The following is a 17476-nucleotide window of genomic DNA, read 5'->3' as shown; positions in this document are numbered from 1 at the left end:
GCATGGTGCTGCGCCTTTTTCTTGGGGCCCATAAATTATAAAATGCGGCGCTGAATTTAATTTACCAATCGTGTAAAACTATAAATGGCAAGGCCAACCAACCCGCCAACCAGCGTGCCGTTTATACGAATGAATTGCAGATCCTTGCCCACCGCATTTTCAACCCTTTGCGTAATGGTGTCGCTGTCCCAATTTTTAATGGTGTCGGATACTAATTGCACAATATTATCGCCATAGCTTTGCGATATGCCAACAATGCTGCGGCGGGCAAAACGGTTTAGCTGGGTTTTTAATCGGCCATCTTCCTGCAGGCTGCTGCCTAATTTGGTCAATGTTTCGCCCAATTTACCCGCCATTGCGGCATCGGGATCATTGGCGGCGCGTAACAAACCGGCACGGCCATCCTGCCATAATGCATCAAGCCATTTGTTTATCGCGGGATTGGCCAGCATTTGTTTTTTCCACCCATCGACCTTTTTTTGCAGCTGTTTTTTATGTTGCAAATCATGGGCCAATTGGCGCAGCCCTTCCTCGCCCTTTTCACGCAATTGATGATCGGGATCGTCGGCCACCTCGGCCAATAATTTGGTCAGGCCGCCAACAATGGCATTGGCCAATCGTTCGTCCAATCCGGTCCACCGCATAATGCCATTGGCGCGTTCTTCGACAATTTGATGGATTGTTTCGGTATTGGCATCCAATGTTTTGGACGACCATTTGATAATGCCGTCAATGATAGGGCGGTGGCGGCCCTGTTCAATCATGGCGGATAATAATTGACCCAATAGGGGGGCGATATTGAAATTTTGCAATTTCGACCTTAACGCATCCTTGGCCAATGCGCCAAGGCGTTCATCATCCATTGCGGCGATAATATCCCCCATGATACGCGACGCGCCCATACGCATGCGTCCTTCGCCGCCGGCGGGACGTTGCAGAAATTTACCAATGGCGGATGACACATCCATGCCATGTAATTTTCGCGCCACCAAATTGGTGGTTAAAAAATTTCCACGCAGGAAATTGGCCAATGTATTGCCAATACGTTCTTTATTATTTGGAATGATGGCGGTGTGCGGAATGGGGATGCCCATGGGGTGGCGGAATAATGCAGTGACCGCAAACCAATCGGCCAATCCGCCAACCATGCCTGCCTCGGCAAAGGCGCGCAAAAACCCCCAATCATGATGGTGATTCACCTCAAGATAATTGGCGATTAAAAATATAACGCCCATAACCAATAATAATGCGCCGGCCACGCGCCGCATATAGACAAGATCCTCGTCTCTTGCCTGAAACCTTGCCTTTTGTTCGCCGGTTAATGCTTTTAATGCCATCATTTCACATGCAATAGCGCAGCGCGCGGCCCAATAAAAGGATGTTTATTCCGCAGGTTGAATTCCGCCGTTATTGTCCATGGGGCGATAACCCGCGCCGCGGCCATTTTCCCGCGCCTGTGCGGCCTCATCGGCGGCAATATCCTCTGGCTTATGCGTTAAGAAACGTTTGGACAACCAAGGTCCGGCGCGTTTTTCAAACCCATCGGCCAGGCTGAACCCCGCAGGGACGATTAACAGGGTAAGCAAGGTGGAAACGATAAGCCCGCCAATCACCACCGTGCCCATTGGCGCGCGCCATGCACCATCACCGGCCAATGATAATGCGGTGGGGACCATGCCTGCTGTCATCGCCACTGTGGTCATCACAATGGGCTGCGCGCGTTTATGTCCTGCCTCCATAATTGCTTCAAATTTTGGCGTGCCTTTTTCCATTTCCTCAATGGCAAAATCAACCAGCAAGATGGAGTTTTTCGCCACAATGCCGAACAGCATCAACACACCAATAAATACCGGCATGGATACAGGCTGTCCAATAATCATCAAAGCCAATAAGCCGCCCAATGGTGCTAATAATAACGATCCCATATTTACCAATGGCGACATGATACGTTTATACAATAATACCAACACGGCAAAGACAAGCAAAATACCGGAGAATAGGGCCACGGCAAAATTGCCGACCATTTCTTGTTGCCATTCATCATCGCCAAATGGCGCGTTGGACACGCCAGAGGGCAGGTTTTTCATGATGGGTAATTCGTCAATTGCCTTTTGCGCCTCGCTTTTTACCACATTGGGGGCAAGGTCAGCACCAATGAAGATACGGCGATTTTGGTTGCGGCGTTGAATGGATGTTGGGCCAGAACCAAAGCTAATCTCTGCAACACGGCTAAGCGGGACCGAGCCGCCCGAGGTCGTCGGCACAGGCAGGTTTTCAATCGTCCCCATATCGGTGCGCGATGTTTCGGGCAACATAACGCGGATGGGAATTTGCCGATCAGCAAGCGAGAATTTCGCGCTATTTTGGTCAATATCGCCCTGTGTTGCGATCCTGATGGTCTGGCTTAACGCGGCGGTGGTTACGCCCAATTGCGCGGCAAGGTCAAGACGCGGGGTAATAATCAATTCTGGCCGCTGCATATCGGCGGCAACGCGCGGGGTGCGAAGAAGGTTAATCCCCTTCATCTGTTCGACCAATGTCGCGGCTGTATTGTCCAATAAAATGGGGTCTGATCCCGATAACATGACCGTCATGTCGCGGCCCGTGCCGCCCCCGCCGCCTTGGGCTTGGAAATTGACGCGCGCGTCCGGAACGGTTAAGAATTTTGGCGAAACCGCCCGTTCAAATTCAAGCGAGGTGCGCTCACGTTCTTCTTTTAAGGTAATGAAAATGCGGGCGCTGCCTTCATTCACGCTGACCAATGCGGTCTTTACTTCTGGTTCGGCGCGAACAATGGCCGCGACCTTATCGGCGGTTTCTTCGGTCTGTTTTAATGTGGTGCCGGGCACCATTTCAATGGTAACACGGCTGAAATCCACATTGACCGTGGGGAAAAATTGTTGGGGCAGGGTGACCATCAACGCGCCGGTTGCGATTAACGATAAAAACCCAATACCCATCATCCAGCGGCGATGCCCCAATGACCAACGCAATATTTTCATATAACGTGCCATCATTGGTCCTTCGCCATGTTCGGCCAATCCATGTGATTTCATGAAATATGCCGCAATCATCGGCGTAATCATCCGCGCAACGGCAAGGCTCATCAACACCGAAACCACAACGGTTAAACCGAAATTTTTGAAAAATTGCCCCGCCACGCCAGGCATTAATCCCACGGGAAGGAACACCGCAACAATGGAAAAAGTGGTCGCCACAACCGCAAGGCCAATTTCATCGGCCGCATCAATTGATGCCTGATAGGCGGATTTGCCCATGCGCATATGGCGCACAATATTTTCAATTTCCACAATGGCATCATCGACCAGCACCCCCGCAACCAGACCCAAAGCCAATAATGAAAGCGAGTTTAGTGTAAAGCCCAGTAAATCCATGAACCAAAATGTCGGTATGGCGGAAAGCGGGATGGCCACGGCAGAAATAATCGTCGCGCGCCAATCGCGCAGGAACAGGAACACAACCACAATGGCCAATAATGCACCCTCAATCATCGCGGCCATAGAGCTGGTATATTGCCCCTTTGTATAGGCGACACTGTTAAACAGGGGGATGAATTTAATATTGGGATTTTCTTTTTCCATCGCCTCCAATTGTTTGACCGCATCATCATAAACTGACACGTCCGACGCGCCCTTTGCCCGCGACATGGAAAAAGTGACAACTTGCTTGCCGCTTTCTTTGGCGATGGATGTTTGTTCGCCAAATGCATCCTTTACATCGGCAACATCGGATAATTTAATGCTGCGCCCGCCGCCCAAAGAAATTTGGGTATTTGACAATTCAAACGCAGTTTCCGCATTGCCCAAAATCCGCACTGATTGGCGCGATCCGGCAATTTCGGTGCGCCCGCCGGCGGCGTTAATATTTACTTGGCGTAAAACGGCGTTTACTTGGCTTGCCGTAACGCCCAAAGATTGCATTTTTGCAGGGTCCAAAATGACGCGAATTTCACGGTCAACCCCGCCGCGGCGACCCACGCTGGACATGCCATTAACGGATAATAAACGGCGCGATACCGTGTCATCGACATACCAGCTTAATTGTTCCAATGTCATGTCATTGGCCTGAACTGCATAATATGCAATTGGCTCGCTTGACGTTGTCGCCTTAAAAACCTGTGGTTCTAAAATTCCATCGGGTAAATCGCCGCGAATTTGGTCAACCGCATTTTTTACATCATTAACCGCTTGATCGACATTATCGCCAATTTCAAATTCAACAACGACGGTTGTATTGCCTTCGCTTGCGGTTGCATCAATATTGCGCACGCCGTCAATGCTGCGCACGGCGGATTCCAATTTTTGGGTAATTTGTGTTTCAATTTCGGTGGGCGCGGCGCCCGGTTGGGCAATAGAGGCGATGACGATGGGAAATTCAATGTCGGGATTATCCTGCACATCCATGCTCATAAAGCTGATAATACCGGCAATGGTCAGGGCGACAAATAATACCATTGGTACAACCGGATTGCGGATTGACCATGCTGAGATATTACGAAAGTTCATCATTTCACCTATAATTTTTGCCGCTATGGCCCATTAAATTGCCGCCCATATTAAGGCGGAATTCATTGATTATTTTCCAGATTTTAACGCAACGGGGCGCACTTTTTCGCCTGGGTTTAAAAATCCGCCTGCACGAAGGACAATTTTTTCATTTCCATTCAAACCCGACGTCACGGCAAGGCCATTTGCGGTAACCGCGCCGGTTTTAATATTGCGGCGCTCCACTTTATTTTCGGCGCCGACAATATAAACAAATGGCCCTTGTTTATCATTTTGAATGGCCGATTCGGGCAATATAGGCGCGGTAATTGTCCCTGCGCGAATATTGACCGATGCAAAGCCGCCGGGGCGCAAAGCAGTGTTAAATGGCAAAGCAACCCGCGCCATCCCTTGGCGAGTTTGCGGGTTGATGGTTGGCGAAATTTGCCAAATGCGGCCTGAAAATGCTTCGCTTGTCCCCACTGGAGTGACCTGAGCTGGCACGCCAATGCCCAATGCGGACAGATCGCTTTCGCCCAACATTGCCTCAACCTCCATCTCGCCGCCCTGTGCCATGCGGAAAATTACTGCGCCGCCTTGGCTAATCGTTTGGCCGACCTCGACATTGCGTTCCAGAATATATCCTGATGAAGGGGCGCGAATATCCAAACGTGCATTACGGGCCTGTAATTCGCCAATTTGGGCCTGTGCAGCGCGAAGACGCGCGGCTGCTGAATTGCGGGCGGCGGTTTTGCGGTCAATATCCGCTTTTGAAATAAAACCGCGATCGACCAATTGCTTGGCCCTGTTTAACTCATTTTCTGCCAATTGCAGGTCGGCACGCGAAATTTCCGATTGCGCACGAAGGGCATTTAATGATTGGGATTGAACGGCGCGGTCCACGCTGACCAAAACCTGTCCCTGTTTCACCCAATCGCCTGCATCAGCATAAACCCGCGCGACCAATCCGCCTTCGCCCACAACGCCAATTGGAATTTCCCTTTTGGCCGCAATGGTTCCCGTGGCGGAGATGATTTTATCGACATTCGCCTCTTGCGCGGTGATAATTGTTACCTGCTGGCCTTGACCATCGGCTGGCTTTTCCGCCTCATCTGCGGACGTTCCACCTTGCATTTTTATGGCGATAAAGGCGGCGGCAATTATACTTACCAACACAATGGCAATGATAATTATCATTTTGCGTTTACGTTTTACATCTTCGTCAGCAAAGGGAGATTCATAGTTGTTTTGGGTCATGTCGTTCGCTTCAAAGTTCATATTATTTATCCAAATAATGCATTGCTCTTAAAATGGGGCATTGCCATTATATTTTGTTATATGGGACGCACGGTACAGGCAAAATATAATTTATTCCTTGGATTTCATCCATAGGGTAAATTGAGGGTAAATATAATCATTATTGGCCAAATACTTTTATATTCGACAAACAACATTATGCAGATAATTTAACATATCTGGTGATATATAGGTAAATTACTGAAATATTTATTCATTAAATAAAATGGGCCAGTTGATAAAACCGGCCCAAATATATTTTTATTGAAATTTTTTAAACGCAAAAAATGCGAATTAACGAATTTTCCCGCGTTGGAAAAAATTGACAATTGCCAATAAAATTAACGCGCCAAGAAAAGAAGTTAATAATGTCATGGGGTCAAATGCGCTGTCGCGTAAGCGGCCACCGCCCAATATGCCGCCCAATAGGAAACGACCCAAAATAGAACCAATACAGCCCACAACGATATTCATGATGATGCCCATTGATGCATCGCGATTCATCACCTTGCTGGCCAACCAGCCCATGATACCGCCCATGATTAATGCCAAAATCCAACCCATAATCGCTCTCCTTATTTGTTCCATTTGCCAAATATTGACAGATTAAATCGTCCTAAAAAATCCTTAGGAACATTTAATATAGGCCAAATTTAATATTGTGCAACCATCGTCCAATTTGACCAAAATGGAATAAGGATAAAAAAAGGGCCAGTTTTGCAACCAGCCCGAAAAGTTTATTTAAAATATTCATCAAATGAATATTCGCCCCTGTGGAAATGGGGTATTGAAATATATGTTAATATTTTTGCTGACGTTCATACAGATCGCGATAATGTTGAATGCGGGTAACACGCAGCCCCGGCATGCCAGAACGATCGACCGCGCGCTGCCATGATGCAAATTCCTCTAGGGTCAGGCTATATCTTTCACAAACCTCATCCACGCTTAATAATCCGCCCGTAACAGCGGCGACTACTTCGGCCTTGCGACGCACAACCCATCTTTTGGTCGATGGCGGCGGCAAATCGGCAATGGTTAATGGCTCTCCCAACGGGCCGACGACTTGAGCAGGTTTGATTTTTTGGTTCTCTATCATGTGTTTCTCAATATTATCTTTATTATGAATTTTGCGACAAATTATTATGATGCTGTTTTACATCCATGTTGTTGCCATTGGTTAAAGCATCAGGGTTAATGGCAATTTTACCTTTGTTGACATCTTGATTATTATCCATAACCCCCCGCGCATTTTTTGGCAGGAATGACCCGCAATATGCAGGGGATTTATTTTTAGATGTCATGGCGATATTTTGACGGCCCGCAAAAAATGCAAGGCGATTGTCAATAATGTCGTCATTATTAAACATAGGGTGAAGCGCCAAAATTTCGGCGCTATCATTACCATTATATAATGATGTTGTGGGGCATGCATTTTGCCTGTTCCGAGCAATGGAAATAATCTGATGAATCGAATTTGGCGCAACGACAGCAGTGCTGTTTTTGCCAATTTCAATTTCGGTCCGATTAAGTCGGTGATGAGGAAAATCCATGTCCATGACTATGGAAATAGGCAAAAGGGTATAAATTACGGTAAACTGTCCGTTTAACTTAGGTTAGGATAGATTAATAATCGTTAGGATATTTTGTAAAATCTGTTTCATATTGAGAATGGGCAACGCAAAACTAGCATTTTTAAAGACTCGCGGTTAAAGAGACGCACCATGAATAAAGTTGAAAAAAAATGTTGAACGAAGAAAATTTTGCGCCCTATTTCCAATTTGGCGCGGAGAATCAGGGCAATTTACGCGGCAAAAGAATTGTTGTTGCCATGTCTGGCGGTGTCGATTCGTCGGTTGTTGCGGCCATGGCGGCCAGCACGGGGGCAGAGACAATTGGCATCACCCTGCAATTATATGATCATGGCGCGGCCATTAGCCGTGTGGGTAGCTGCTGTGCGGGACAGGATATTCGCGATGCGCGCGCGGTTGCCGATAAATTGGGCATTGCCCATTATGTTTTCGACCATGAAAGCCAATTTCGTGAAACGGTGATTGAACAATTTGCCGATGAATATTTGGCAGGACGCACGCCCATTCCATGTGTTCGTTGTAATATGGGGGTGAAATTTACCGATTTATTGCGCATTGCGCGCGAATTGGATGCCGATTGCCTTGCCACGGGCCATTATGTCCGCAGGATTGAAGGCAAAAATGGCGCCGAATTGCACCGCGCGGCGGATCCGGCCCGCGATCAAAGCTATTTCCTGTTTGCCACCACGCAGGAACAGCTTGATTATCTGCGCTTTCCCTTAGGCGATTTGCCAAAGGACCGTGTGCGCGAATTGGCCAATATGGTCAGCCTGTCGGTGGCGAATAAACCCGATAGCCAGGATATTTGCTTTGTTCCCGATGGCGATTATGCCAAAATCGTGCGCAAAGTGCGCCCTGATGCCGATGATGCGGGCAATATTGTCCATATATATAGCGGGGAGATATTGGGCGCACATAAGGGGTTAATCCATTATACAGTGGGCCAAAGACGCGGGCTGGAAATTGGCGGATTGGCCGAACCGCTATATGTCATTAAATTGGATGCAGCGTCCAAAAATGTTCTGGTCGGGCCGAAATCCGCGCTTGCCGTTGGCGCGGCGCGTCTGGTCAATCCCAATTGGCTGGAGGATATTGAAGGGCGCAGTGTCTTGGCCAAGGTGCGGTCATTGGCCCGGCCGGTATCGGCGGTGCTTCGCGGTGATCAATTGATATTTGACAGCCCCGAATATGGCGTTGCCCCGGGGCAGGCGGCGGTTATATATGATGCCGAAGGCCATGTTTTGGGCGGCGCATGGATTGAGGAAACGGTGTCGGCCGACATGATGGCTTCGGCCTAAAGTCGTGCAATAGCAATTATATTTGAAAAAATTATATATCCAGCCTTGCTACATAATGTCGCGCGATATTATGAAACGCGATATTATGATATCCGATATTATAACGCGTCCATCTCTGTTTCATTTAATTGCTGGCATCCCCATCCCTTGCGATATTGGGCGACCGATTTGGCCAATAAGGGAACAGAGGCGGTAACGCGTTTATTTTCCGGATCATCGGAAATGGAAACCATTTCCATACCATCTTCAAAATCGCCTTTGCAGCTATTTACATCGCGCCCCGACACATATCTGCATGAACAGGCAATATGTGCGCCATATGATGCGCCAAGCTGTGATTGCGCCTTTAACCCAGGATAGGCGAAAAATATGGCCGCCGCGATTATTGCCAATAAAATATAAATAGCATGGCGTTTTTTGAATTTTCGTGAGGGCGCGGTTGATGAATTGGATGCTTGGTTCATTTTAATGCGGCTTTGCTGTTCTGCTTGTTGTCTGAAGAATATTTGTTTAACTAGCTTGATTATGAAAAGTCAAAGAAACAAATATGGGCGCGTGATCCCATTTGCATGTGCGGCGGCATTGGCGCTGTGCGTATCGGCATGTTCAAATGACAAAAATGCCGATGATAAAAAGGCAAAGGCTGCATCGCAAATAACAGAAGAAGCACCAGAAACAGGTGAGATAAAGGATGGCATTGCAAATTATGCCGATGATGCGGCGTTAAGTAAAAAACAATTAGCAGCCCTTATCAATCCATTTTTTGAAGATGACAGCCTGTCCGAAACCCGTGCAGTTGTAATAATGCATGGCGGCAAAATTGTCGCAGAACGCTATGCTGATGGATATGGCCCAGAAAGCCGATTGATAAGTTGGTCTATGGCCAAAACCGTCACCGCGACATTGGCGGGAATGATGGTGGCCGATGGGCGTTTATCATTGGACCGCGCCGCGCCGGTGGATGTGTGGAGCGCGCCGGGTGATCCGCGCGGAAAAATTACCTTAAAACATTTATTGCACATGTCATCGGGGCTGGACCATACAGAAATGCCAGAGGGCGAGACGCCAATTTATGAGGTTGATACCACCAAAATGTTGTTTTTGGGCGGGCGCGATGATGTTGCAAGATATGCCGAGGGCAGGCAATTAGAAGCGCAGCCGGGTAAAAAATATGAATATAGCAGCGCGACCAGCATGATTATTGCTGATATTATGACCGATATTTTGACGTCGAGCAAAGATCCCGCAATTCGGCAAAATGCCATGTTAACCTTTGCCAAGGGGCGGTTGTTCGAACCATTGGGCATGACCAGTTTTTACCCCGAATTTGACCGAAACGGCACCATGCTTGGCGGATCGATGATCCACGGCACGCCGCGTGATTGGGCAAAATTGGGCGAATTTCTGCGTAATAATGGTTCGGTTGGCGGCGCCCAATTATTACCGACCAGCTGGCCCCGTTTCATGCGCACGTCCAGCAACACTGACGCGGCCTATGGCGGGCATATTTGGTTGAACAAAAAACGGCCCGATGGACGTAATCAGGTGCTGTTCCCTGATCGGTTGGAATCCAGCATTTTTGCGATGCTGGGCCATTTGGGGCAATATGTTATTGTGGCGCCCGAACGCAAATTAACCATTGTGCGCATGGGCAAGACGCGCGATGATCAATTGGCCCCCATTACCGCGCAATTGGGCAATGTGGTGGCCGCTTTTCCCAAGGATTAATAGGTCAAATGGGGGTTAAAGTGTAAAAACCCCCTCGACCACATTGACGCAATTGCCCATTAAAATGACACGGTCATTTTCCAAAGTGCAGCCAATATGCCCACCGCGCTTGCTTGCCTGATAAGCGGTGAATTGATTTTTGCCCAATATTTTTGCCCAAAATGGCGCCAATGTTGCGTGGGCCGAACCGGTAACGGGGTCTTCATCAATTCCCGCACCGGGGACAAAAACACGGCTGATAATGTCGGTGTCTTTACCCCTTGCGGTGCAGATGAAAATATCCTTACCCAATGTAGCCAAGGTTTTGAAATCGGGAGCAAGCGCCAAAATTTCATCGGCATCATTATAATGCAGGATGAAATAATCATTTTCATTGCCCCATATCTCCAATGGATTACCCCCAATGGCGGCGGCAATATCGGGACGTTCAACGGGCGATGTGATAACCGCAGGCAAAGTAAGTTCATATCCATTTTCCGTACGTTCCACCGCCAAAATGCCCACTTTTCGTGTGCGAAAGGTGACAATATCCATGCTGTCATCTTGCGATAAAACAACATGGCCGCTGGCCAATGTGGCATGGCCGCACATGCGCACTTCATCCGTGGGGGTGAACCAACGCAGTTCAAAATCAGCTTCGCCGCTTTTATCCGCGATGATGAAGGCGGTTTCGGCAAAATTATTTTCCGCAGCAATGGATTGTAAAATCGCATCATCCAGCCAATTTTCCAAGGGGATAACCGCCGCCTGATTTCCAGAAAAGGCTTTGTCGGTAAATGCATCAACATGGAAATAGGGCAGTTTCATGATTAAATTTCTTCCTATGGGGGATATATTTTAATGTATGGATGAAGATGTTGTAAAATTCATCTCATCCTTATGCCCCTCTGGATCGGGGTGAATCAATATGTCAATTCCGGCAAATTCCGCGCGAATATTATTTTCCACCGCATCCATAATATCATGCACTTCTACCATGCTAATGTCGCGTTTTACCCAAATGTGAAATTGGCAAAAATCGGTCACGCCGCTTGACCTTGTGCGCATGCCATGAACATCGATGACCCCGTCGGTATTGCGGGCAATGTCGGTCAATCGATCCTTTATTTCTTCGGGCAATTCCTTGTCCATCAAATGGTCAAAAGCATAATTTGCCGAAGCCCACGCCCCGCGCAGCAGCCATAGGGCGATGAGCACGCCAATGATACCATCGGCCCCAGATAGGGAAAAATAATTTTCCATAGCCAATGCGATAATAACCGATAAATTTAACAATAAATCGCTTTGATAATGAAGATGATCGGCAGTAATCGCCACCGATTTTGTTTTTTTAATCACATATTGTTGATATGCCAAAAGCCCCAATGTCACCAAAATCGCGATGACCGAAACAATAATTCCATATTCCGCCTTTTGCGGGGTTGCACCTGCAATGAAACGGTCAATCGCGCGCCACCCAATGATAAAGGCGGACACGGTCACCAACGACATTTGCACCATGGCGGCCAATGCCTCTGCCTTGCCATGGCCAAATCGATGTTCATTATCCGCCGGCATTGCGGCATAGCGCACCGCGATTAAGGTGATGAGCGAGGCCATGAGGTCAAGCGCGGTATCCGATAAAGAACCAAGCATGGACACGGATGCGGTTTGAATGGTGGCATAGGATTTTAGCAATATTAAAAATATCGCAGTCCCCACACTGGCCAAAGCAGCCCATTTGGTTAAAGCGCCATGACCCGTTAAATGATCATGATGATGTTCGTGATTGCCGCTCATGGATATAGCATTTGGCTGCCCCAGCCGCCATGTTCATCGCGCGCGAAAACCCATCTTTCATGAAGTCGAAATTCACGGTCCTGCCAAAATTCAATATGATGCGGAATGACAATATGCCCGCTCCAATGTTTGGGGCGCGGTATATCCTGTCCTTCATATTTGGTCTCAATCGCTTTATATCTGGATTCGAAAGTGGCGCGGTCATCCAATGGGCGCGATTGATCGGATGCACATGCCCCAATTTGCGATGGGCGCGAGCGTGTGGCAAAATATGCATCGGCTGTTGCTTCAGAAACCCGTTCCAATTTTCCTTCAATTCTTATTTGCCGGCGCAGGCTTTTCCAATGGAAAAGCAAGGAAGCATGGGGGTTGACGGCAATTTCACCGCCCTTGCGGCTTTGTAAATTGGTATAAAAAATAAATCCACCCTGATGGGCAATACCCTGTGCCTTTGGCCCATGTCCCTTTAACAAAACCATGCGGCATGATGGCCGACCATCGGCGGTGGAGGTCGCCAATGCCATCGCATTATAATCATTTGGTTCATTTTCCTTGGCTAAATTCAGCCATTGGTCGAAAATATCATATGGATTTTTATCTTGCATATTATGGCAATATGTCATGCAAGGCATTGGTCCAAGCAAAAAAATGACTATATATATAATTATTACTTGCCAATTGCCCCTTGGCATTTGAGTTAGGGTGAATAAGGTGGGGGCAAATAAAATGGTTTTTTCATAAAAAACCAGGCCAAGTAAAAATGATAAAAATATATTGTGCAAATTTGAATAAGAATGAGGCGTAAATTACATGGCATCTGATCCATATTCAATATTGGGTATTTCAAAAACAGCCGATGAAAAGGAAATTAAATCGGCCTATCGCAAATTGGCGAAAGAACTGCACCCCGATCGGAATAAAGATAATCCCAAGGCAGCAGAGCGATTTTCGCAAATAACCAATGCATATGACCTTTTATCAGACAGCAGCAAAAGGGCGCAATATGACAGGGGCGAAATTGATGCCGATGGCAATGTGCGCAACCCATTTGCGGGCGGTGGTTATGGCGGATCGCGATCGGGCGGCGGTGCAGGCGGCGGCTTTGGCGGCGGATTTGGCGGCGGCGGCATTGATTTGGACGATATTTTAGGCGGTATTTTTGGCGGCGGCGGCACTGGCGGCGGAAATGGCGGCGGATTTGGCGGGGCACGCTCTACGCCACCGGCAAAGGGCGCAAATATTGCCTATAAACATTTGGTGGCATTTACCGATGCTGCAACATTAGAGCCACAGCATATTACATTAAATGACGGAAAAACCGTTATTTTCAAATTGCCAAATGGCGTGACCGATGGTTCGCAAGTGCGACTTAGTGGCAAGGGGCATCCCGGCCCCGGCGGCAATGGCGACGCAATGGTCAGCCTTAGCATTGGTAAGCATCCATTTTATGAACGCGATAATGACCATATCAGATTGGAATTACCAATAAGTTTGAAAGAAGCGGTATTGGGGGCAAAGGTGAAAGTGCCCACCGTTGACGGCGCGATTATGCTGACCATTCCAAAAGGAACAAATGGCGGCACCACCATGCGGATAAAGGGGCGCGGCTTTACCAAGAAAAATGGCGAACGCGGCGACCAATTGGTAACTTTGGTAATTGTCGTGCCAAAGGATGATGCCGAATTGGACAAATTTGTAAATGGCATGGCGGATGATGAAAATATTCGGGCTATATTAAATGTCTGAACATTCAAATCTTTCGCCCGAGGCACGGGCGGATGTCCAGCATGAGGGCTATGCTTCTGAATCAGCATGGTTTCATAAATTGGGTGTTTCACGTCAGGCAAAAGAGGTGATGAAACGCACCGCCATTGGTTTATATAATGAAGGTTTTATCCATGCGGGCAATTTTGCCTATTTGGCATTATTGGCGATTTTTGCCTTTTTTATCTCTGCCACCGCGATTGCGGGCAGCTTTGGGCAAAGCGAAATCGGCCAATCATTGGTTGAATATGTCATTTTAACCGTGCCGCCACGTGTGGGCGAAACATTGCGTGAACCCATATTTTCCGCCATGCACGCGCGCTCTGGTGGGCTATTATGGTTAAGCGCCTTGGTCGGTTTATGGACCACGACCAGCTTAATCGAAACAATCAGGGATATTTTGCACCGCGCCTATGGCACCGAATGGCACCGTCCATTTTGGCAATATCGGTTAAGCTCCATCCTTGTCGTTATTTTGTCGGTTATTTTGTCGATGTTGGCATTTGGTGCAAATGTTTTTGCCGTGGCGGTATCAAAATTTATTGACGAATATTTGCCAGATGTAAGCGGCCTGACCAGCTATATTTCCTTTGCGCAGCTTATCCCCTTTATCATATTATTCATCACAATTTATATGATTTTCAGATATTTAAGCCCCCTAAAATATAGCAGCAAAATCTATCCCAAATGGCCCGGTGCAGCATTGGTTAGCTGTTGGTGGGTTGGCTGCACAACGTTAATGCCCTATATTTTTGCCTCTATCTTTAATTATGACCTTACCTATGGCAGTTTGGGCGGGGTGATGATTGTGCTTATTTTCTTCTATGTCATTGGTTTTGGCATTGTTGCAGGGGCGCATTTAAACGCGGCATTGGCGAATAAGGAAGTAGAAGTTCAAGAACGTCTTGACGTTGCGTAAAGCGGCGATAAAGGTCAAAAAAATAATTTTTAATGCGGCGCATCGCTGCGCCTTGAAAGGAAATGGTGCATTATGACTGGATTGATGAGCGGTAAAAAAGGCATCATCATGGGCCTTGCCAATGAGAAATCCTTGGCATGGGGCATTGCCCAAAAATTACGCGAACATGGAGCGGAATTGGCATTTAGTTATTTGGGGGAGGCATTGGAAAAACGTGTCCGTCCCTTGGCCGAAAAATTGGGCAGTGACATATGCATCCCATGCGATGCGGGCGATGCAGACAGCATCAATGCCTGTTTTGCGGAAATAGAGGCAAAATGGGGCAAAATTGATTTTGTTGTCCATGCCATTGGCTTTTCAGATAAAAATGAGCTTCGCGGCGGATATATTGATACCAGCTTGGATAATTTTTTAATGACCATGAATATCAGCGCATATTCATTGGTGGCGATATCGCGTGCGGCGCGGCCATTATTGAACGAGGGCGGCAGTATTTTGACGCTTTCCTATTATGGCGCGGAAAAGGTTATCCCGCATTATAATGTCATGGGCGTGGCCAAGGCCGCATTGGAAACCAGTGTGAAATATCTGGCCAATGATTTGGGTAAGGAAGGAATAAGAGTGAACGCCATTTCCGCCGGCCCGATTAAAACATTGGCGGCCAGCGGCATTGGCGATTTTAGATATATTTTGAAATGGAATGAGTTAAATTCCCCGCTTCGCCGTAATGTCACCATTGAAGATGTGGGCGGCGCTGGTTTATATATGCTGTCCGATTTGGCCAGCGGCGTGACCGGCGAAATTCACCATGTTGATGCGGGATATAATGTCATTGGCATGAAACAAGAAGACGCACCGGACATTGCGTTAAGTTAAGGTATTATAATGAGTTTTAACAGCTTTGGCCGCGTTTTTCGATTCACCACTTGGGGAGAAAGCCATGGACCTGCGCTGGGCGCGGTGGTTGATGGTTGCCCCCCCGGATTGATGTTAAGCGAGGCGAACATTCAACCCTTTCTTGACAAACGCCGCCCAGGGACCAGCAAATATACCACCCAAAGGCAAGAGCCGGATATGGTGCGGATTTTATCGGGTGTGTTTGAAGGACGCACCACAGGAACGCCCATTTCATTGATGATTGAAAATGTCGATCAACGAAGCAAGGATTATGGCGATGTGGCCAAGGCATATCGGCCCGGACATGCTGATTATAGCTATGATGCGAAATATGGGTTTCGTGATTATCGTGGAGGCGGACGCAGCTCGGCCCGTGAAACGGCGGCGCGGGTTGCCGCAGGGGCAATAGCACGGGCGGTGATATCAGAGGTGAAAATCATGGCCTATGTCACCGAAATTGGCGGTGATAAAATAAATCATGAAAATTTTGATGCTGATTATATTGACCAAAACCCGTTTTTTTGCCCCGACAGGGATGCGGCGGCACGATGGGCCAATTTGGTCGATGATGCGCGCAAATCTGGATCATCGCTTGGCGCGGTGGTGGAATGTGTGGCCAGCGGCGTTCCGGCGGGGTGGGGCGCACCCATTTATGCAAAATTAGACAGCGAACTTGCCGCCGCGATGATGAGCATTAACGCGGTAAAGGGCATTGAAATTGGCGCAGGCTTTGATGCGGCGCGATTAACCGGCGAAACCAATGCCGATCCCATGCGGCCCGGCGCCGACGGACCAGGAAAACCAGAATTTTTGGCCAATAATGCGGGCGGTATTGCGGGCGGTATCTCCACCGGACAACCGGTTATTTGCCGTGTGGCGTTTAAACCAACATCGTCAATATTAAACCCCGTTGAAACTATCAATCAAAATGGCGAGGCGGCAAATATCATTACCAAAGGGCGGCATGACCCCTGTGTCGGAATTCGCGGCGCACCGGTGGTGGAGGCGATGATGGCGTTGGTTTTGGCCGATCAAAAATTATTACATCGGGCGCAATGCGGATGAATAAATTTGGCCTTTCTGCATCCATATATTGCGGCATTTTATTATGCGGCATAATTGGTGCGGCGGCATCGCCCATTATGGCAAAACAGCAATATGATGCGGGCCAAGAGGTCAATTCAGACGCGGCGCAGGAGGCGGAAAGTCAAATATTTGCTGTGGATAAAAACCGCCCGACCATTGGCTTTGTTGGCGTTGGCCAAATCCGCATTGGCATGGCGCAGGAGGCGATGTTAAAAATGGGCTTCGCCGATCCCTATGCACATGAAAAATGGCAAAGTGATGAGGAATATGCCGCATGTCATCATATTAGTAATGAGATTGATTATCCCTATCTTAATTTCATGATTGTCGATGGGAAATTGGCGCGTATTGAAAATCATCAAGGTGGTTGGCCGGTTTATAAGGGCGGCGAAATTGGCATGACCATTGCCCAGATGAAGGCGATTTATGGTGATGAATTGGAACAAAGCCTGCATCCCTATGGCGGGGATGATATGTCGCAGGACGCATATTTAACGCTGACATCCATGGGCAAAACATATCGCGCCATTTTCGAAATATATGAAGGAAAAGTAACGGGATATCGTTTTGGCGCAAGCGAGGCTGTTGGCTATATTGAGGGATGTGCATAAA

17 protein-coding genes are annotated in these 17476 nt (G+C 47.9%); 7 read left to right on the top strand and 10 right to left on the bottom strand.

Going from position 1 to position 17476, the window contains the following annotated elements; genetic code table 11:
• Nucleotides 1-56: 56 nt before the first annotated feature.
• From LPB140_RS11400 to LPB140_RS11375, 6 genes are all read right to left on the bottom strand, one after another.
• Nucleotides 57-1268: a DUF445 domain-containing protein gene (locus LPB140_RS11400; RefSeq protein ID WP_072560948.1), complete on the bottom strand. Its 1212-nt coding sequence runs from the start codon at nucleotides 1266-1268 to the stop codon at nucleotides 57-59.
• Between the two features lie 114 nt (nucleotides 1269-1382).
• A complete protein-coding gene (locus LPB140_RS11395; protein WP_072559929.1) occupies nucleotides 1383-4526 on the bottom strand; it encodes an efflux RND transporter permease subunit in 3144 nt (1047 codons plus the stop codon).
• A gap of 69 nt (nucleotides 4527-4595) precedes the next feature.
• Nucleotides 4596-5783 (bottom strand): efflux RND transporter periplasmic adaptor subunit, encoded by a 1188-nt coding sequence (locus tag LPB140_RS11390; protein WP_072559928.1) that lies wholly within the window; start codon nucleotides 5781-5783, stop codon nucleotides 4596-4598.
• Between the two features lie 312 nt (nucleotides 5784-6095).
• Complete coding sequence (locus LPB140_RS11385) at nucleotides 6096-6365, bottom strand: GlsB/YeaQ/YmgE family stress response membrane protein (protein ID WP_072559927.1); 270 nt, start codon at nucleotides 6363-6365, stop codon at nucleotides 6096-6098.
• Nucleotides 6366-6600: 235 nt separating this feature from the next.
• Nucleotides 6601-6900, bottom strand: coding sequence for a CtrA inhibitor SciP (gene sciP, locus LPB140_RS11380; protein WP_072559926.1), 300 nt, complete (start codon nucleotides 6898-6900; stop codon nucleotides 6601-6603).
• A 22-nt stretch (nucleotides 6901-6922) separates the two neighbouring features.
• Nucleotides 6923-7360: a hypothetical protein gene (locus LPB140_RS11375; protein ID WP_072559925.1), complete on the bottom strand. Its 438-nt coding sequence runs from the start codon at nucleotides 7358-7360 to the stop codon at nucleotides 6923-6925.
• A 185-nt stretch (nucleotides 7361-7545) separates the two neighbouring features.
• On the opposite strand from LPB140_RS11375, the gene mnmA reads away from it, so the two are divergent.
• On the top strand, nucleotides 7546-8691 hold the full coding sequence (gene mnmA, locus LPB140_RS11370; protein ID WP_072559924.1) for a tRNA 2-thiouridine(34) synthase MnmA: 1146 nt from the start codon (nucleotides 7546-7548) through the stop codon (nucleotides 8689-8691).
• A gap of 98 nt (nucleotides 8692-8789) precedes the next feature.
• Here mnmA and LPB140_RS11365 read toward each other — a convergent pair whose 3' ends face one another.
• Nucleotides 8790-9155: a hypothetical protein gene (locus LPB140_RS11365; RefSeq protein ID WP_072559923.1), complete on the bottom strand. Its 366-nt coding sequence runs from the start codon at nucleotides 9153-9155 to the stop codon at nucleotides 8790-8792.
• Between the two features lie 61 nt (nucleotides 9156-9216).
• Between LPB140_RS11365 and LPB140_RS11360 the strand changes: the two genes are divergently transcribed.
• A complete protein-coding gene (locus tag LPB140_RS11360) occupies nucleotides 9217-10419 on the top strand; it encodes a serine hydrolase domain-containing protein (RefSeq protein ID WP_072559922.1) in 1203 nt (400 codons plus the stop codon).
• 15 nt (nucleotides 10420-10434) lie between these two features.
• On the opposite strand, the gene LPB140_RS11355 is transcribed toward LPB140_RS11360, so the two are convergent.
• The 3 genes from LPB140_RS11355 to pdxH are packed head-to-tail and all read right to left on the bottom strand — an operon-like array spanning nucleotide 10435 to nucleotide 12803.
• The gene (locus tag LPB140_RS11355; RefSeq protein ID WP_198024119.1) at nucleotides 10435-11226 is read right to left on the bottom strand and encodes a PhzF family phenazine biosynthesis protein; all 792 of its coding nucleotides are present in this window, start codon (nucleotides 11224-11226) and stop codon (nucleotides 10435-10437) included.
• Between the two features lie 30 nt (nucleotides 11227-11256).
• A complete protein-coding gene (locus tag LPB140_RS11350; RefSeq protein ID WP_083550375.1) occupies nucleotides 11257-12198 on the bottom strand; it encodes a cation diffusion facilitator family transporter in 942 nt (313 codons plus the stop codon).
• Entirely contained in the window at nucleotides 12195-12803 is a 609-nt protein-coding gene (pdxH, locus tag LPB140_RS11345; protein WP_072560943.1) for a pyridoxamine 5'-phosphate oxidase, read from the bottom strand. The genes LPB140_RS11350 and pdxH overlap by 4 nt, the downstream gene beginning before the upstream one ends.
• 205 nt (nucleotides 12804-13008) lie before the next feature.
• Here pdxH and LPB140_RS11340 point away from each other — a divergent pair, with 205 nt between their 5' ends.
• The 5 genes from LPB140_RS11340 (at nucleotide 13009) to LPB140_RS11320 (ending at nucleotide 17475) form a co-directional block, all read left to right on the top strand.
• Complete coding sequence (locus LPB140_RS11340) at nucleotides 13009-13944, top strand: DnaJ C-terminal domain-containing protein (protein ID WP_072559920.1); 936 nt, start codon at nucleotides 13009-13011, stop codon at nucleotides 13942-13944.
• A complete protein-coding gene (locus tag LPB140_RS11335) occupies nucleotides 13937-14881 on the top strand; it encodes a YihY/virulence factor BrkB family protein (RefSeq protein WP_072559919.1) in 945 nt (314 codons plus the stop codon). The genes LPB140_RS11340 and LPB140_RS11335 overlap by 8 nt, the downstream gene beginning before the upstream one ends.
• A 72-nt stretch (nucleotides 14882-14953) precedes the next feature.
• Nucleotides 14954-15757 carry an enoyl-ACP reductase FabI gene (gene fabI / locus LPB140_RS11330; RefSeq protein WP_072559918.1) on the top strand — a complete coding sequence of 268 codons (804 nt, stop codon included), beginning with the start codon at nucleotides 14954-14956 and terminating at the stop codon, nucleotides 15755-15757.
• Nucleotides 15758-15766: 9 nt separating this feature from the next.
• Nucleotides 15767-16843 carry a chorismate synthase gene (gene aroC, locus LPB140_RS11325; protein WP_072559917.1) on the top strand — a complete coding sequence of 359 codons (1077 nt, stop codon included), beginning with the start codon at nucleotides 15767-15769 and terminating at the stop codon, nucleotides 16841-16843.
• On the top strand, nucleotides 16840-17475 hold the full coding sequence (locus LPB140_RS11320) for a hypothetical protein (protein WP_072559916.1): 636 nt from the start codon (nucleotides 16840-16842) through the stop codon (nucleotides 17473-17475). The genes aroC and LPB140_RS11320 overlap by 4 nt, the downstream gene beginning before the upstream one ends.
• The last annotated feature ends 1 nt before the right edge of the window (nucleotide 17476 follow it).

This window comes from Sphingorhabdus lutea (assembly GCF_001889025.1).
Taxonomy (GTDB): Bacteria; Pseudomonadota; Alphaproteobacteria; order Sphingomonadales; family Sphingomonadaceae; genus Sphingorhabdus_B; species Sphingorhabdus_B lutea.
The sequence above is the reverse complement of the archived record's forward strand: the minus strand, read 5'-3'. Positions and strand labels throughout refer to the sequence as shown.

What these genes read in the sequence shown, in the direction of transcription:
- LPB140_RS11390 (WP_072559928.1), bottom strand. Translation starts at nt 5,783, where the DNA reads ATGAACTTTGAAGCGAACGACATGACCCAAAACAACTATGAATCTCCC.
- LPB140_RS11340 (WP_072559920.1), top strand. Translation starts at nt 13,009, where the DNA reads ATGGCATCTGATCCATATTCAATATTGGGTATTTCAAAAACAGCCGAT.
- LPB140_RS11350 (WP_083550375.1), bottom strand. Translation starts at nt 12,198, where the DNA reads ATGAGCGGCAATCACGAACATCATCATGATCATTTAACGGGTCATGGC.
- LPB140_RS11335 (WP_072559919.1), top strand. Translation starts at nt 13,937, where the DNA reads ATGTCTGAACATTCAAATCTTTCGCCCGAGGCACGGGCGGATGTCCAG.
- aroC (WP_072559917.1), top strand. Translation starts at nt 15,767, where the DNA reads ATGAGTTTTAACAGCTTTGGCCGCGTTTTTCGATTCACCACTTGGGGA.
- sciP (WP_072559926.1), bottom strand. Translation starts at nt 6,900, where the DNA reads ATGATAGAGAACCAAAAAATCAAACCTGCTCAAGTCGTCGGCCCGTTG.
- LPB140_RS11375 (WP_072559925.1), bottom strand. Translation starts at nt 7,360, where the DNA reads ATGGACATGGATTTTCCTCATCACCGACTTAATCGGACCGAAATTGAA.
- pdxH (WP_072560943.1), bottom strand. Translation starts at nt 12,803, where the DNA reads ATGCAAGATAAAAATCCATATGATATTTTCGACCAATGGCTGAATTTA.
- mnmA (WP_072559924.1), top strand. Translation starts at nt 7,546, where the DNA reads ATGTTGAACGAAGAAAATTTTGCGCCCTATTTCCAATTTGGCGCGGAG.
- LPB140_RS11395 (WP_072559929.1), bottom strand. Translation starts at nt 4,526, where the DNA reads ATGAACTTTCGTAATATCTCAGCATGGTCAATCCGCAATCCGGTTGTA.
- LPB140_RS11400 (WP_072560948.1), bottom strand. Translation starts at nt 1,268, where the DNA reads ATGCGGCGCGTGGCCGGCGCATTATTATTGGTTATGGGCGTTATATTT.
- LPB140_RS11365 (WP_072559923.1), bottom strand. Translation starts at nt 9,155, where the DNA reads ATGAACCAAGCATCCAATTCATCAACCGCGCCCTCACGAAAATTCAAA.
- LPB140_RS11385 (WP_072559927.1), bottom strand. Translation starts at nt 6,365, where the DNA reads ATGGGTTGGATTTTGGCATTAATCATGGGCGGTATCATGGGCTGGTTG.
- LPB140_RS11360 (WP_072559922.1), top strand. Translation starts at nt 9,217, where the DNA reads ATGAAAAGTCAAAGAAACAAATATGGGCGCGTGATCCCATTTGCATGT.
- LPB140_RS11320 (WP_072559916.1), top strand. Translation starts at nt 16,840, where the DNA reads ATGAATAAATTTGGCCTTTCTGCATCCATATATTGCGGCATTTTATTA.
- LPB140_RS11355 (WP_198024119.1), bottom strand. Translation starts at nt 11,226, where the DNA reads ATGAAACTGCCCTATTTCCATGTTGATGCATTTACCGACAAAGCCTTT.
- fabI (WP_072559918.1), top strand. Translation starts at nt 14,954, where the DNA reads ATGACTGGATTGATGAGCGGTAAAAAAGGCATCATCATGGGCCTTGCC.